14 protein-coding genes and 1 pseudogene are annotated in these 13,807 nt (G+C 65.6%); all 15 read right to left on the bottom strand.

Going from position 1 to position 13,807, the window contains the following annotated elements:
* The 15 genes and pseudogenes from trbG to DTS01S_RS10165 all read right to left on the bottom strand — a co-directional run bounded on the left by trbG (position 1) and on the right by DTS01S_RS10165 (position 13,783).
* Positions 1-993 carry a P-type conjugative transfer protein TrbG gene (gene trbG / locus DTS01S_RS10235; RefSeq protein WP_035884620.1) on the bottom strand — a complete coding sequence of 331 codons (993 nt, stop codon included), beginning with the start codon at positions 991-993 and terminating at the stop codon, positions 1-3.
* Positions 990-1,694: a conjugal transfer protein TrbF gene (trbF, locus tag DTS01S_RS10230; RefSeq protein ID WP_035884621.1), complete on the bottom strand. Its 705-nt coding sequence runs from the start codon at positions 1,692-1,694 to the stop codon at positions 990-992. The genes trbG and trbF overlap by 4 nt, the downstream gene beginning before the upstream one ends.
* Positions 1,695-1,712: 18 nt before the next feature.
* On the bottom strand, positions 1,713-3,056 hold the full coding sequence (gene trbL / locus DTS01S_RS10225; RefSeq protein ID WP_035884622.1) for a P-type conjugative transfer protein TrbL: 1,344 nt from the start codon (positions 3,054-3,056) through the stop codon (positions 1,713-1,715).
* On the bottom strand, positions 3,053-3,376 hold the full coding sequence (locus DTS01S_RS10220; protein ID WP_017407589.1) for an EexN family lipoprotein: 324 nt from the start codon (positions 3,374-3,376) through the stop codon (positions 3,053-3,055). The genes trbL and DTS01S_RS10220 overlap by 4 nt, the downstream gene beginning before the upstream one ends.
* 11 nt (positions 3,377-3,387) lie before the next feature.
* Positions 3,388-4,116, bottom strand: a complete 729-nt coding sequence (gene trbJ / locus DTS01S_RS10215) for a P-type conjugative transfer protein TrbJ (RefSeq protein ID WP_035884623.1) — start codon at positions 4,114-4,116, stop codon at positions 3,388-3,390.
* Positions 4,113-6,551 carry a conjugal transfer protein TrbE gene (trbE, locus tag DTS01S_RS10210; RefSeq protein WP_035884624.1) on the bottom strand — a complete coding sequence of 813 codons (2,439 nt, stop codon included), beginning with the start codon at positions 6,549-6,551 and terminating at the stop codon, positions 4,113-4,115. Before trbE ends, trbJ begins: the two co-directional genes overlap by 4 nt.
* Before the next feature lie 9 nt (positions 6,552-6,560).
* The gene (locus tag DTS01S_RS10205; RefSeq protein ID WP_017407881.1) at positions 6,561-6,833 is read right to left on the bottom strand and encodes a VirB3 family type IV secretion system protein; all 273 of its coding nucleotides are present in this window, start codon (positions 6,831-6,833) and stop codon (positions 6,561-6,563) included.
* Positions 6,830-7,213 carry a TrbC/VirB2 family protein gene (locus tag DTS01S_RS10200; protein WP_035884625.1) on the bottom strand — a complete coding sequence of 128 codons (384 nt, stop codon included), beginning with the start codon at positions 7,211-7,213 and terminating at the stop codon, positions 6,830-6,832. The genes DTS01S_RS10205 and DTS01S_RS10200 overlap by 4 nt, the downstream gene beginning before the upstream one ends.
* A pseudogene (gene trbB, locus DTS01S_RS10195) lies at positions 7,210-8,248 on the bottom strand (P-type conjugative transfer ATPase TrbB). The gene DTS01S_RS10200 and the pseudogene trbB overlap by 4 nt, the downstream one beginning before the upstream one ends.
* The gene (locus DTS01S_RS10190) at positions 8,245-8,691 is read right to left on the bottom strand and encodes a CopG family transcriptional regulator (protein ID WP_017407929.1); all 447 of its coding nucleotides are present in this window, start codon (positions 8,689-8,691) and stop codon (positions 8,245-8,247) included. The pseudogene trbB and the gene DTS01S_RS10190 overlap by 4 nt, the downstream one beginning before the upstream one ends.
* Positions 8,688-10,685 carry a conjugal transfer protein TraG gene (locus DTS01S_RS10185; RefSeq protein WP_035884626.1) on the bottom strand — a complete coding sequence of 666 codons (1,998 nt, stop codon included), beginning with the start codon at positions 10,683-10,685 and terminating at the stop codon, positions 8,688-8,690. The genes DTS01S_RS10190 and DTS01S_RS10185 overlap by 4 nt, the downstream gene beginning before the upstream one ends.
* A gap of 217 nt (positions 10,686-10,902) precedes the next feature.
* Positions 10,903-11,130: an EexN family lipoprotein gene (locus DTS01S_RS10180; protein WP_016452519.1), complete on the bottom strand. Its 228-nt coding sequence runs from the start codon at positions 11,128-11,130 to the stop codon at positions 10,903-10,905.
* A gap of 25 nt (positions 11,131-11,155) precedes the next feature.
* Positions 11,156-12,070, bottom strand: coding sequence for a LysR family transcriptional regulator (locus tag DTS01S_RS10175; RefSeq protein WP_016452520.1), 915 nt, complete (start codon positions 12,068-12,070; stop codon positions 11,156-11,158).
* Between the two features lie 17 nt (positions 12,071-12,087).
* Positions 12,088-13,032, bottom strand: coding sequence for an electron transfer flavoprotein subunit alpha/FixB family protein (locus DTS01S_RS10170; protein WP_026382503.1), 945 nt, complete (start codon positions 13,030-13,032; stop codon positions 12,088-12,090).
* 1 nt (position 13,033) lies between these two features.
* Positions 13,034-13,783 carry an electron transfer flavoprotein subunit beta/FixA family protein gene (locus tag DTS01S_RS10165; protein WP_035884627.1) on the bottom strand — a complete coding sequence of 250 codons (750 nt, stop codon included), beginning with the start codon at positions 13,781-13,783 and terminating at the stop codon, positions 13,034-13,036.
* Positions 13,784-13,807 lie beyond the last annotated feature (24 nt).

Genomic DNA, 13,807 nt, shown 5'->3' with positions numbered 1-13,807 from the left:
TCAGTTCCTCCGCGTGCCACCGGAAACGCCATCGGTGCGCTCGATCCGCACCACATCGCCCTTGTCTCCGCCCAGGCGCAGTTCGGCCGCACCGAACAGGCGATCCACGATGTAGTACGGCGCACGGAATCGGTAGTTCACCAGTTGCCCATCGCCCTGCGCGCCGATCACGAACAGCGGCGGCAGCTCGCCCTGCGCGATGCCCGGCGGGAACTGGATGTAGACCTTCTCGCCATCGTCGAAAGCGCGCAGCGGCTTCCACGGCGGATTGCTGCCACTGACCGCATAGCGAAAGCGGATCTTCTCCAGCGACAGGCCAGCATCGACCGGCGCGGCGGCGCTGGCCGCCTGCGCCTGGCGCTGCAAGGCCAGCATCTTGTCCTTCGGATACTCCCAGGACACCGACGCCATCCACGTCTTCTCAGTCGAAGTCAGTTCAATCAGGTACGTGCGCCGGCTGGTCGTGATGACCAGATTGGTCTTGAGGCCCGAGCGGATCGGCTTGACCATCACATTGACGCGCAGCGCATCGCCGCTGCCGCTCGATGTATCGCCCACGATCCAGCGCACGGTATCGCCGGCGGCCACCGTTACCAGTTCCTCACCGGGCTGGAGCGCGATCACCGTCACGCGACCCACGGCCGCATAGACCTGATACAGCGCGCCATCGGTGAAAGGCCACACCTGAATCGCGTTGACGTACCCCTCGCGCGTGGGCGCGATACGCGCCTCGGCGTTGGCGCGGGACACACGCACGGTTTCATCGGCAGGTTCTGCTGCGGGCTTGGCATCCGGCACAGGCTTCATCTGAGCCGGCATCGGCAGCACTTGCGGCATGGCCACCACCTCCACCGGCGCAGGCGGCTCCGGTAGCGGCTGCGCCTGTACCGGCTCGTCGAGCGAAATGGACGGCGGCGGCTTGCCCTGCGTGGCGCAGCCCGCGAGGGCAAGCAGCATGATCGGCAAGACGGATTTACGGAAAAGATCATTCATGGTTTTGCTCCTTCGTTAGCTTCCAGTTCGCGGCTCCACGACAGCCCGTTGACGTAGATGCCCAGGGGGTTCTTGCGCACACGCTGCTCGGTGCGCGGCGTCTGCTGCACGATGGACACGACAGCGTTCCAGCGTTCGGTGCGGTCCAGCGCACCGTTGACGAAACGGGTCTCCGTCCAGCGCACGTTGAACGACGTATCGCTCGCGCGAGTCACGCTGCTGACCTGCACCGTCACCGACTCCTTGCCAATGCGCGCGAACGGATCGTTCACGCGGGCGTACTCGTTGAGCACCACGGCGCCCTTGTCGGTCGTGTAGTCATAGGCATCGAGCCAGTTCTGCCGCACCACGATGGGGTCGATGGACAGCGAGCGCACCAGACCGATGAAGCGGCCGAGGTGGTAAGCAATCTGCGCATCGCTGGGCCGGTACGGCGTGGCCGCTTCGCCGACAGCGCGCACCTGACCCGAGTTGTCCACCTCGATGACGTAGGGGGTGACGATGGACTGCGCGGAACGCCAGACCAGGCCACCGGCCATCAGTACGGCCAAAGTGAGGCAGCCGAAGGCCATGAGCCGCCAGTTCTTCGCCTGTGCGCGGGCCGAGCCGATGCGCTCGTCCCAGGCCTGGGCAGCGGATTGGTACGGGGTAGCAGGCTGCGGTGTGTTGGCATAGCGCACCTGCGGTCTTTTGAATCGCATGGAAGTTCTCCTTCAAGATCAGGAATCGGAATCACGCAGGCTTGGCCCCTGGCTGGAGCTGCCGCCGTCGCCGCCGCGCAGCGTGTGGGCGGCGGTCGTCGCGGCATGGGTGAGTTGCTGCCTGCGGTGCAGGCGCTTGGCCCAGGCGGGTTGCTCGGTGGATGGGGCTGTGGCGGGAGCCTCGCTTGCGGCCTGTGCGGCGCCGCCCCCCGACGCCGATCCGGCGTCATCGGGCCGAAAGGCCGCCGCCATGCGCTCCTTCATCGACCGCGCCCCATCGGCGACTTTCTGCCCGGCCGCCTGCGCGCCGGTCTTGGCAACATTGCCCACGCCGGCGGCGGCACCCTTCAGGCCGCCACCGGCCGAAGTGGAGCCCGCCTGGTACGCCGACTTGGCGCTGCTGGCGGTCGATGCCATCGAGCGGGCGGCGGCGGGTGCCATGCGTGCCCCGGCCGCCACTGCGCTTCCGACGCCGGTAGCCGCGGCACCGACCGCCACGGCGGTTCCGGCTGCGCCGATGGCAGCACCGGCCATCGCGCCCGCGCCGAGCTGTGGCCCACCGGACACCAAGCCTGTCGCAATGCCCGGCCCAAAGATGCCCAGGGCCAGCAGGGACAACGAGGCCAGCATGATGACCAGCGCCTGGTCGATGGACGGCTCGGAACCGGGCGGTATCCTGAATTCGGCGAATAGCCCCGAGCCGATACCCACGATGACGGCGAGCACCAGCACCTTGATGCCCGAGGACACCACGTTGCCCAGCACCTTCTCGGCCATAAACGCTGTCTTGTTCCAGAGGGCAAACGGCACCAGCACGAAGCCCGCCAGCGTGGTCAGTTTGAACTCGATCAGGGTGACGAAGAGCTGCACCGCCAGCACGAAGAAGCTAACGATAACCACCAGCCACGCGAGGAACAGCACGACGATGGGCGCGATGTGGATGAACACCTCGGGGAAGCCCGCCATCTCCCTGATCTGGTCGAGGATCGGCGCCGCTGTGTCGATGCCGGCCTTGGCCAATCGACCTGGTTGCAAGAAGTTGCCCATGCTCAAGGTCGAGCCGCTGGCTGTCAGGCCAAGACCCGCGAAGGAGCGGAACAGGACACCGGCCAGCATGTTGAAGTTGCCGATGATGTAGGCGAAGGCACCGACGTACAGCACCTTGCGGATCAGCTTGGCAATCACGTCCTCGCCCTGGCCGGTCGCGTGCCCCATCGCCCAGAACAGCCCGGCGAGCGTCATGTCGATGACGATCAGCGTGGCCGTGAGGAATGCGACCTCGCCGTGCAGCAGGCCGAAGCCCGAGTCGATGTAGCGCGAAAAGACATCGAGAAAATGGTCGATGACCGAAATGTCATTCATGGCGAGTCCTCCTGCACAGGCGAGGCCGTGGCCACCGCATTGCTGTCCTCTGCGGGTTCATCGAAGCTGGGCGGAATCGGCGGCAGATCGGCCAGCGTCTGGTACTCATCTGGCCCGGTCTTGCCGGAGAGAAAGCGGCGCAAATCGGCCTGGGCCACCTGCGCGCAAGACGCGTCGTCGAGCTGGCCCGCGCGGCATTGCTCCTTGAGCAAGTGCAGCCGCGACGGATCTGCCGAGAGCGCATCGACCGAAGGCCCCTCCTGCTGGCCGCAGCCGGCCAGCAGGAGCACGAAACCGCAGAGAGCAGGCACGCGGGTCATGACAGCACCCGTCACCGGCCGTAGAAATCGACGGACTGCGGTGTGTACGGCGTGCCTTCGCCCAGGAAGCGCCGATTCACCTCGCGGCCACGCTCCACAGCAGCGGCCTGCCGTGCCAGTTCCAGCGACGCAGCGCGATCCTGGGTGATGCTCAGGCGCTGCGTCTGGATGGACTGCTTGGCTTGCAGGGCCAAGAGCTGGTTCATGGCCTGCATCGCCTGCAAGGCACCCACTGCCGATTGGCTCTTGCCCACGAGGTCGGCCAGCACGCCTTCGTCGTCGCTCAGGTTCTGTGAGGCCTGGGCCTGCATCTGCATGGTGGTCTGCAAACCATTGAGCGTGTTCTTCCAGCGTTCCTGCGTATCGCGGTACATCTGGTCGCCGCTCACGGTGGCGGCGTATTGCTCGGGATACAGGCGCTGGAACTCCCGATCCAGATTCGTCACGTCATAGGCCAGGCCCTTGGCTTGCGCGATCAGCCGCTGGGTGGTCGCCAGATTGGCGCGCAACTGGCCCACCACGCTGGACGGCAGGCTGGCCAGGTTGCGCGCCTGGTTGATGAGCATCTGCGCCTCGTTCTGGAGCTGCTTGATCTGGTTGTTGATCTGCTCCAGCGTGCGGATCGCGGTCAGCGTGTTCTGCACGAGGTTCGTGGGGTCGATCACGACCCATTGCGCCTGCACGGCGGTAGCGGTGCAAAGCATGGCCGCGACGGCGGCGGCGAGAAGACGCTTTTTCATGATGGGTTCTCCTGGGGGTGGGTGGACAGGAACGAGGACAGCAGGTCGGCGGCCCAATGCAGGCCACGGTGGCGCAGCCACGCGGCTGCGAAGGGAGAGGAATCGGAATGCGCAGCGGCAAGCACCGCGTCGATGTCGCGCTGGTCTTGCGGCGTGGAAGCACCCGCGAAGGCCAGCGTCGCGGCGCCCAGGTCGAGGTCAAACAGGCGATTGCCGAGACGCGATTGGTAGTAGTAGTCGCGCTTGGGCTGCGCGGTGGCGACAATCTCGATCTGGCGGCTGTTGAGGCCGAAGCCTTCGTAGATCGTGCGAATCTGCGGCTCGGTCGCCTGCGGGTTCGGCAGGAAGATGCGGCTTGCGCAGCTCTCGATGATGGCCGGCGCGATGCTCGAATCCTTGATGTCGGCGAGGCTCTGCGTGGCGAAGATGACGCTGACGTTCTTCTTGCGCAGCGTCTTGAGCCACTGGCGGATGCGCGCCGCAAACACCGGATCGTCAAGGAACAGCCACGCCTCGTCGAGGATCAGCAGCGTGGGGGCGCCGTCAAAGCGTTCGTCGAAGCGCGCAAAGAGGTAATGCAGCACCGCCATGACGGCGGCCTTGCTGTGCATCAGCTCCTCCATCTCGAAGCACTGCACGTCGGCCATGCCCAGCCGGTCATGGTCGGCATCCAGCAGCTTGCCGTGCGCGCCGCCGAGCACATAGGGCGCGAGGGCCTGCCGCAGTGCGTTCGATTGCAGCAGGACGGAAAGCCCTGTCATCGTGCGCTGCTCCACGGGCGCACCGGCGAGACTGCCGAGCGCCGACCAGATCGCTGCCTTCTCGTCAGGGCCAACCGCGACGCCTTCATGCCGTAGCCGGCCTTCGATCCATTCGGCCGCCCAAGTGCGGTAGCCCTCGCGGTCGATACGGGCCAAGGGCTGGAAGGCGATCTCGCCATCCATCCCGAGGTCGTAGTGCTCACCGCCCAGGCCCAGGATGGTGGCGCGCATCGAGCGCCCCATGTCGAAGGCGAAGACGCGCGATCCGCGATAACGACGGAACTGCATCGCCAAGGTGGCGAGCAGCACCGATTTGCCCATGCCCGTGGGGCCGGCCACCAGCGTGTGGCCCACATCGCCGATGTGCGTGACCAGCCGGAACGGCGTCGCGCCCTCGGTGCGGGTCACGATCAGCGGCGGGCCGTCGAGATGCGCGTTCTTCTCTGGCCCGGCCCATACGGCGGACACCGGCACCAGATGCGCCAGGTTCAGCGTCGAGACGATGGGCTGGCGGACATTGGCGTAGGCATGACCCGGAATCGATGACAACCACGCATCCACCGCATTAAGCGTTTCGGGAATGGTGACGAAGCCGCGCCCCTGGATGACACGCTCCACCATGCGCAGCTTCTCGTCGGCCACGGCGGCATCCGCGTCCATGACGATGACGGTTGCCGTCAGGTAGCCAAAGGCCACCTGGTCGCTGCCCAGCTCCTGCAAGGCAGCATCGGCATCGGCCGATTTGTTGCTAGCGTCGGTATCGACCAGCGGGGATTCCTGCTGGAAGATGGTTTCGCGCAATAGCGCGATGACGTTCTTGCGCTTGGCGAACCATTGGCGGCGCAGGCGAGAAAGCTCTCTTTCCGCATCGGCTTTGTCCATGCAAAGGAACCGGGTTGACCAGCGATAGCCAAAGCTGAGGCGGTTGAGGTCGTCCAGAATCCCCGGCCAGGTCGAGGTGGGGAAGCCCCGCACCGTCGCCACGCGCAGGTGCTGGTCGCCCAGCATCGGCGCCAGACCACCGATCAGCGGCGCGTCGGCCAGCAGCGCGTCGAGGTGGAATGGCACTTCCGGCACGCCCACGCGGTATCGCCGTGGGGAAATGGTCGAGTGCAGGTAGGTCAGCGTCTGGCTGTCATCGAGCCACGCAATCTCCGGCATCACGCCATCGAGCAGGTCGAAAATCCGATCCGTCTCCGCGACGAAGGCGGTCAGGCGCTCACGCCAGTCCACTCCCTCGGTCGGACGGTTCTCGTACAGCATTCCGGCCGCACGAGCGCGGGCTTCCTCCGGCGGCAGGTACACCAATGTCAGGTGGTAGCCGCTCTCGAAGTGGTTGCCCGAGTCCTCAAATGCGGCGCGGCGTTCTTCATCGACCAGCCAGGACAAGGGCTCCGGGAAGTCCGAGTGTGGGTAGCCGGCAGCAGCTCGCCGTTCGGCCTCGATGAACAGCGCCCAGCCCGAACCGAGCCGGCGCAGCGCGTTGTTCAGCCTCGCCGACGTGGAAATCAGTTCGCCCTGTGTCGCGCTGTCGAGGTCTGGCCCCCGAAAGCGCGCAGTGCGCTGGAAGGAGCCATCCTTGTTCAGCACGACTCCGGGCGCGATCAGCCCGGCCCAGGGTAGCCAGTCGGCCAGCAGCGCGGGCCGCTGGCGGTATTCGGCAAGGTTCAGCATGGCATCACCTCACACGTCCAGCAGCGGCCGGTGCTTGATGTGGCGGGCGAAGACCTGCATGAACTGCGGATCGACACGAGCGCCCCAGACCGCCAGCGCATGGCCGACGATCCAGAGCACCACGCCCGGAATCCACATCTGCAAGCCCAGGCCCACGGCAGCGGCCAAGGTGCCGTTGGTGATGGCCACGGTGCGCGGGGCACCGCCCATCAGAATCGGCTCGGTCAAAGACCGATGCAGCGGCACCTCGAAGCCAGGCATCCCATCGTGCGGGCCGTTCATACGACGGCCCCACCGGAGAAGCTGAAGAACGACAGGAAGAAGCTCGAAGCCGCGAACGCGATCGATAGGCCAAAGACGATCTGGATCAGCTTGCGGAAGCCGCCCGAGGTATCGCCGAAGGCCAGCGCCAGGCCCGTGGCAATGATGATGATGACCGCGATGATCCGGGCCACAGGTCCCTGGATCGACTCCAGGATGGATTGCAGCGGGCCTTCCCACGGCATCGACGAACCGGCGGCCTGAGCCGCGCCCGCAAGCAGCAGCATCAGCGCCGCGAGCATCAAGCCCTGCATGGCCGGGCGAGCCAGGCTATCCAGCCGCGGTGGCCGAGGAAGCGGATACGCGGAAAAACGGAAAGCAGGAACGATCATCTGCGTCATGGCAGTTCTCCAGAGTGGTCAGGGGACAGGGGGGGAAAAGTCGGACTGCGGCAGCAACTCCGGGAATGGAGCCTCCAGCGCGTCCGCCAGGTGATACCCAACGCCATCGAAGCCGACGACGCGAGCGATGCTCTCGATGCGGCGCTTGCGTCCGCGCCCGGCGATGTGGATGACCACGTTGACCGCTTCCGCGATCAGCGCACGGGGCGGGTTCACCGCCACTTCGAGAATCAGTTGCTCCAGGCGCAGCAGTGCGCCCAGCGCGGAGCCGGCGTGGATCGTGGCGATGCCGCCCGGATGGCCGGTGCCCCACACCTTGATGAGATCCAGCGCCTCGGCGCCGCGCACTTCGCCGACGATCACGCGATCCGGCCGAAGGCGCATGGACGAGCGCACCAGCTCGGTCATGGACACCACGCCCGCGCGTGTGCGCAGCGGCACGTGGTCGCGGGCCGCGCATTGCAGCTCCACCGTGTCTTCGAGCACCAGCACGCGGTCGCCGGTGGCGGCGATCTCGGAAAGCAAGGCATTGGCGAGCGTGGTCTTGCCGGTGCTAGTGCCACCTGCGATCAGAATGTTCTTGCGCTCGCGCACTGCACGCACCAGCAAGCCCGCCTGCGCGGCGGTCATCATTCCATCCTCGATGTAGCGCGACAGCGGGATCACGCCAAAGGCGCGCTTGCGCAGTGCGAAGGCAGGCCCCGGCGCGGCCGGCGGCAAGATGCCCTCGAAGCGTTCGCCCGTCTCGGGCAGCTCCGCCGTCAACAGCGGCTGGCCCCGATGCACCTCGGCACCGACATGGGCCGCCACGAGCCGAATAATGCGTTCACCGTCCGCTTCGGACAGCTCCACGCCCATCGGCGCGCGGCCCGTGGAAAGCCGATCCACCCAGAGCGTCCGGTCGGGGTTGAGCATGATTTCCACCACGTCCGGGTCTTCGAGCGCAGCGGCGATCAGCGGCCCCATCGCTGTGCGCAACATCTGGATGCGGCGATCTAGCGAAACGGCGGTGAAGGAAGAAGGCGTGGTACTCATGACGTACGCTCCTGCACTTCACCCATGCGCGAAGGGTCGGGATGCAGTTCCTCCACCACGTCGCGCACCAGACTGCGCCCACGCAGCAGGTGGCGGCCCAACTGCTCCACGAACTGCTCGAAGCGGGCCTTGCCCTGGGCGCGAGCGGCGTCCTGATGTGCTTCGGGCACGGGTGTGCTGACCGTGAGGAAGTAGCGGATGAACAGCGCCAGCGTCTCGATCTGAATGTTCTGGTCGCGCTCCATGCGCTCGGCGTGGCGCGACAGCCGATCCAACCGTTTGGCAATGGCCGCCTCCCGCTGGTCGGCGGCATCGGGCGACAGCCACGATGCGAGTGCCGCCGCGACGATGCTGGACTTCGATACGCCTTTGGTGGCGGCCAGTTCGTCGAGCCGTTTGCTGTGCTCCGGCTGAATGAACACATTGAGGCGGTGCTGGGTCATAGGTCGATTCCGTCGTCAGGGTCGAGGGAAGCCAGCCGGGCCGTGCGTTGCAGGGCCGGATCGAACCGGCGCGGGAGGGGAAGCGGCATGTCGTCGTCATCGAGCAGGCCAAGGTCGGCCACGGGTGCGGCCTGCTCGGGGTCGTAGGCGACGGTTTCGGAAAGCTCGGGCTGACGGCGCGGACCACCGTCGTCGGTCGAACCCAAGTTCTCCAGGCCATCAGCGGACGCCGCGGCCGGTGCGGCGGGAATCGCCAGTCCGCTCCAGTCGTCGGGACGCGATGGCGGCGCGTCGGCGTATCGCTCGCTCGCCAGCGCGGGCGGCGGCAACACGCGCCGCTTGAAATTGCTGTCCGCGTAGTAGCGCAGCTTCTTGGCCTTGATCGGCGCCACGCTGGACACCATCACCACTGCTTCGTCGGGCGGAAGCTGCATGACTTCGCCCGGCGTCAACAGCGGGCGCGCGGTTTCCTGGCGCGACACCATCAAGTGCCCGAGCCACGGCGCGAGCCGGTGGCCCGCGTAGTTGCGCTGCGCGCGCAGCTCGGTCGCAGTGCCGAGCGTCTCGGAGATCCGTTTGGCGGTGCGCTCATCGTTGGTGGCGAACGTCACGCGCACATGGCAGTTGTCCAGGATCGAATGGTTCTGGCCGTAGGCTTTGTCGATCTGGTTGAGCGACTGCGCGATGAGGAAGCTGCGGATGCCATAGCCAGCCATGAAGGCCAACGCCGTCTCGAAGAAGTCGAGGCGTCCGAGTGCCGGAAACTCATCGAGCATCAGCAGCAGCTTGTGACGACGCTCGATGCCGTCGCTGCCATCGAGTGATTCGGTGAGGCGCCGGCCGATCTGGTTGAGGATCAGGCGGATCAGCGGCTTCGTCCGCGAAATGTCCGAAGGCGGCACCACCAGGTACAGCGACCCCGGATGCTCGGCCGCGATCAGGTCGGCAATGCGCCAGTCGCAGCGCGAGGTGACTTCGGCCACCGTCGGGTCGCGGTAGAGGCCGAGGAACGACATGGCCGTGGACAACACGCCCGAGCGTTCGTTGTCCGATTTGTTGAGCACTTCGCGCGCCGCCGAGGAAACGACCGGATGCGGGCCATCGCCGAGATGCGATGTGGTCATCATCCGATGCAGCGTCAGCTCAAAGGGACAAGCCGGGTCGCTGAGGAAGTTGGCGACACCGCGCAGCGTCTTGTCTTCGCCCGCGTAGAGCACATGCAGAATGGCCCCGACCAGCAATGCGTGCGAAGTCTTCTCCCAGTGGTTGCGCTTCTCCAGCGCGCCATCGGGATCGACCAGGATGTCCGCGATGTTCTGCACGTCGCGCACCTCATGCGCGCCGCGCCGGACTTCCAGCAGCGGGTTGTAGGCCGCCGACTTGCTGTCCGTCGGATTGAACAGCAGGCAATGCGAGAAGCGCGAACGCCAACCTGCGGTGATGCTCCAGTTCTCGCCCTTGATGTCGTGGATGACGGCAGACGCTGGCCAAGAAAGAAGCGTTGGCACCACCAGGCCCACGCCCTTGCCTGAGCGCGTGGGCGCGAAGGTCAGGACATGTTCCGGGCCCTCGTGCCGCAGGTACTGCTGCCGATGCAGGCCGAGGAACACGCCTGCAGGCTGGTCAAGGCCCGCCTTGTGAATGTCCTCCGCGTTGGCCCAGCGCGCCGTGCCGTAGGTCGTGACCAGCTTGGACTGGCGCGAGCGCCAGATCGACATGCCGATGGCAACCACCACCGCGATCAGGCCGCTGCCTGCGGCAATGGCACCGCCCACGTCGAATACATGCGGCGCGTAGGCGTCGAAGAAGAACCACCACTCGAACAGGCGCCAGGGGTGATAGACCGGCGTGCCGAGGAAATCGAACCAGGGCGAACCCAGGCGTAGCTGGTAGCCCAGCGCCGCTGCTGTCCATTGCGTGGCGCTCCATACGCCAGCGATCACGATGCCGAAGACAACGGCAATCTGACCGAACAGCACGTTCGTTCCTTGCATTGGCCAACCTCCCGCTACGGCACAGGGACATGCCGTAGTGCCGAGGATCAAGGCGAGCGTGCAGGTCGGTCAAAGACCGTTATAGCGGGGATTCAGGCCAAAATGGCCAGACTTCTTGCTGTGGCGAAGGCAATAAAAATGCCGCATGCGCGAGCGCGCTGCGGCGTGATGAGGTAACAGCAAGAACTCTGTCGCGGCCAGGCGACGGCGCGGGGCGCTATTTGGATTGCTGTTCCGGCCGATCGCCGAAGAAACGCCGGTTGGCGGCTTCGGCCGCACGGCGGCAGAGTTCTTCTCCTGCCTTCGCGCGGTCTTCCTTGCACAGGCGCTGGACTTCTTTGAGGCGCTCGGGATGGGCAACGAGGAAGTCCACGGTTTCCGTCGGTTGGGATGGTCCACAGCCCGTCAGTGCGGCAACCATCAGCAGCGGCAGGAATCGGGTCATGGCTTGGGTCCTTTCAGCAGGTGGATCAGGAGTCCTCGGCGGCGCTGGAGCCATCCGCCGAATCAATGGAGGCCACTCGTTCGATGAACCGGGCCAGCATTTCGGAGGGCTCCACGTCACGGTGCAGCAGATACGTGGCCAGCATCTGCGGCTTGCCCGCCAAGCGCCGGGCCACAACACCTGGCCCACGGCCGGATGCAATGTGCGCGGCGCCCGCCAAACCGAGCGCCAATCCGGCTGAGACCAAGGTCATCATCACCTCATAGGACGCCACGCGCTGGGCGATCAGTGGCTGTTGCTCGTAGCGCTGCAAAACGCGATCAACTTGGCGTGCATGGCCTTCGCATATCGCCGGATCGCATAGCGCCAGCGGATAGCGCAACACTTCTTCCAACGGCACGTGCTTGTGGGCCAGAACAGGATGGCGAGCTGGGACCGCCACCATCAGTTCGTCTTCCCATGCAGGCCTGACCACAATGCCGTCGCCCACCTCTTCGGCCATCGAAAAGCCGACGTCATACAGGTCATCGTGCAGACCCTTGATCTGTTGATCCAACGGCACCTCAAATAGCCGAACATCAATCTCTGGATCTTCCGCTCGGCACTGTGCCAGCAGCGTCGGCATTCGCGAGGGCGTGATGCCATCGGACAAAGCGATGCGCAACTGTCGCTGAAACCCACTGGCGGCGGACTTGACGCCGTCACACGCCTGTTTCAGAGCTTCGAAGATTCGCGGCACCCGCTCCAGGAATGCCATTCCGGCAAAGGTCAGGCGGGTGCTTCGCGTGGTTCGCGTGAACAGTTGCGCCCCGAGCTCTTCCTCTATCTCCTTGATGGTGCGCGACAAAGGGGACTGATCGATGTGCAGCTTTTCCGCTGCGCGGCCGAAGTGAAGTTCTTCGGCCACCGCTATAAAGCAACGTAAATGCCGAAGCTCCATGGTGTATCTCATCCAATTTAAAAGGCCTTGACGAATTCCGGCACAACTGCGAAAAGGTCCGCCTCCAGCCCGTAGTCGGCCACGCTGAAGATCGGGGCCTCGGGGTCCTTGTTGATCGCCACGATCACCTTGGAGTCCTTCATGCCGGCCAGGTGCTGGATGGCGCCCGAGATGCCGGCGGCAATGTACAACTGCGGCGCGACGATCTTGCCCGTCTGGCCCACTTGCAGGTCGTTGGGGGCGTAGCCCGCATCCACGGCAGCACGGCTGGCGCCGATGGCAGCGCCCAGCTTGTCGGCCAGGGGGGTGATGACTTCGTCGAACTTTTCCTTGCTGCCCAGCGCACGGCCACCAGACACGATGATCTTGGCGGCGGTGAGTTCGGGGCGGTCGCTCTTGGCGATCTCGCTGCCCACGTAGCTGCTCTTGCCAGCGTCGGCGGCCGCAGCAGCGGTTTCGACAGCGGCGCTGCCACCCGTGGCGGCGGCGGCGTCAAAGCCGGTGGTGCGCACGGTGATGACCTTCACGGCATCAGCAGACTGCACGGTGGCGATGGCGTTGCCGGCGTAGATGGGGCGCTCGAAGGTATCGGCGGAGATGACCTTGGTGATGTCGCTGATCTGGGCGACGTCGAGCTTGGCAGCCACGCGCGGGGCCACGTTCTTGCCGCTGGCGGTGGCGGGGAACAGGATGTGGCTGTAGTTGCCGGCACCACTGCCATGGAGTGCCAGCACCTGGGCGGCCACGTTCTCGGCGAGGCCGTGGGCCAGGCTGGCGCCGTCGGCGTGGATGACCTTGGCAACGCCGGCGATCTGGCTGGCTTGCTGTGCGGCAGCGCCGGCGTTGTGGCCGGCCACCAGCACGTGCACGTCGCCGCCGCAGGCTGCGGCGGCCGTCACGGTGTTGAGCGTCGCGCCCTTGATGGTCGCGTTGTCGTGTTCAGCGATTACGAGTACGGTCATGTCAGATCACCTTCGCTTCGTTCTTGAGTTTCTCGACCAGGGCGGCCACGTCGGCCACCTTCACGCCGGCGCCGCGCTTGGCGGGTTCGCTGACCTTCAAGGTCTTCAGGCGCGGGGCCACGTCCACGCCGAGGTCTTCGGGCTTGACGGTGTCCAGCGGCTTTTTCTTGGCCTTCATGATGTTGGGCAGCGTGACGTAGCGCGGCTCGTTCAGGCGCAGGTCGGCGGTGATGACGGCGGGCAGCGTAAGGCTGAGGGTTTCCAGGCCGCCGTCCACTTCGCGGGTCACGGCTGCCTTGTCGCCGGCGATCTCGACCTTGGAGGCGAAGGTGGCTTGCGGCAGGTCGGCCAGCGCCGCCAGCATCTGGCCGGTCTGGTTGCAGTCGTCGTCGATGGCCTGCTTGCCCAGGATCACGAGGCCGGGCTGTTCATTGTCGATCAGGGCCTTGAGCAGCTTAGCCACGGCCAGCGGCTGCAGTTCTTCATTGGTCTCGACCAGGATGCCGCGGTCGGCACCGATGGCCATGGCGGTGCGCAGCGTCTCCTGGCATTGGGACACGCCGCACGAGACGGCGACGATCTCCGTTGCCGCGCCTTTCTCCTTGAGCCGCACAGCCTCTTCGACGGCAATCTCGTCGAAGGGGTTCATGCTCATTTTGACATTGGCGATGTCCACGCCGCTGCCATCGCTCTGGACGCGGACCTTGACGTTGTAGTCAACCACCCGCTTGACGGGAACCAGGATTTTCATGGGAGGGTTTCCTTTCAGGATCAT

The sequence above is a fragment of the Delftia tsuruhatensis NBRC 16741 genome, assembly GCF_001571325.1.
Classification (GTDB): Bacteria; Pseudomonadota; Gammaproteobacteria; order Burkholderiales; family Burkholderiaceae_C; genus Comamonas; species Comamonas tsuruhatensis.
Note: the sequence above shows the minus strand (reverse complement) of the source record. Positions and strands in the feature narration are given on the sequence as shown.

What these genes read in the sequence shown, in the direction of transcription:
- trbE (WP_035884624.1), bottom strand. Translation starts at nt 6,551, where the DNA reads ATGCTGAACCTTGCCGAATACCGCCAGCGGCCCGCGCTGCTGGCCGAC.
- trbF (WP_035884621.1), bottom strand. Translation starts at nt 1,694, where the DNA reads ATGCGATTCAAAAGACCGCAGGTGCGCTATGCCAACACACCGCAGCCT.
- DTS01S_RS10175 (WP_016452520.1), bottom strand. Translation starts at nt 12,070, where the DNA reads ATGGAGCTTCGGCATTTACGTTGCTTTATAGCGGTGGCCGAAGAACTT.
- trbG (WP_035884620.1), bottom strand. Translation starts at nt 993, where the DNA reads ATGAATGATCTTTTCCGTAAATCCGTCTTGCCGATCATGCTGCTTGCC.
- DTS01S_RS10185 (WP_035884626.1), bottom strand. Translation starts at nt 10,685, where the DNA reads ATGCAAGGAACGAACGTGCTGTTCGGTCAGATTGCCGTTGTCTTCGGC.
- DTS01S_RS10200 (WP_035884625.1), bottom strand. Translation starts at nt 7,213, where the DNA reads ATGACGCAGATGATCGTTCCTGCTTTCCGTTTTTCCGCGTATCCGCTT.
- DTS01S_RS10205 (WP_017407881.1), bottom strand. Translation starts at nt 6,833, where the DNA reads ATGAACGGCCCGCACGATGGGATGCCTGGCTTCGAGGTGCCGCTGCAT.
- DTS01S_RS10190 (WP_017407929.1), bottom strand. Translation starts at nt 8,691, where the DNA reads ATGACCCAGCACCGCCTCAATGTGTTCATTCAGCCGGAGCACAGCAAA.
- trbL (WP_035884622.1), bottom strand. Translation starts at nt 3,056, where the DNA reads ATGAATGACATTTCGGTCATCGACCATTTTCTCGATGTCTTTTCGCGC.
- DTS01S_RS10170 (WP_026382503.1), bottom strand. Translation starts at nt 13,032, where the DNA reads ATGACCGTACTCGTAATCGCTGAACACGACAACGCGACCATCAAGGGC.
- DTS01S_RS10180 (WP_016452519.1), bottom strand. Translation starts at nt 11,130, where the DNA reads ATGACCCGATTCCTGCCGCTGCTGATGGTTGCCGCACTGACGGGCTGT.
- DTS01S_RS10220 (WP_017407589.1), bottom strand. Translation starts at nt 3,376, where the DNA reads ATGACCCGCGTGCCTGCTCTCTGCGGTTTCGTGCTCCTGCTGGCCGGC.
- DTS01S_RS10165 (WP_035884627.1), bottom strand. Translation starts at nt 13,783, where the DNA reads ATGAAAATCCTGGTTCCCGTCAAGCGGGTGGTTGACTACAACGTCAAG.
- trbJ (WP_035884623.1), bottom strand. Translation starts at nt 4,116, where the DNA reads ATGAAAAAGCGTCTTCTCGCCGCCGCCGTCGCGGCCATGCTTTGCACC.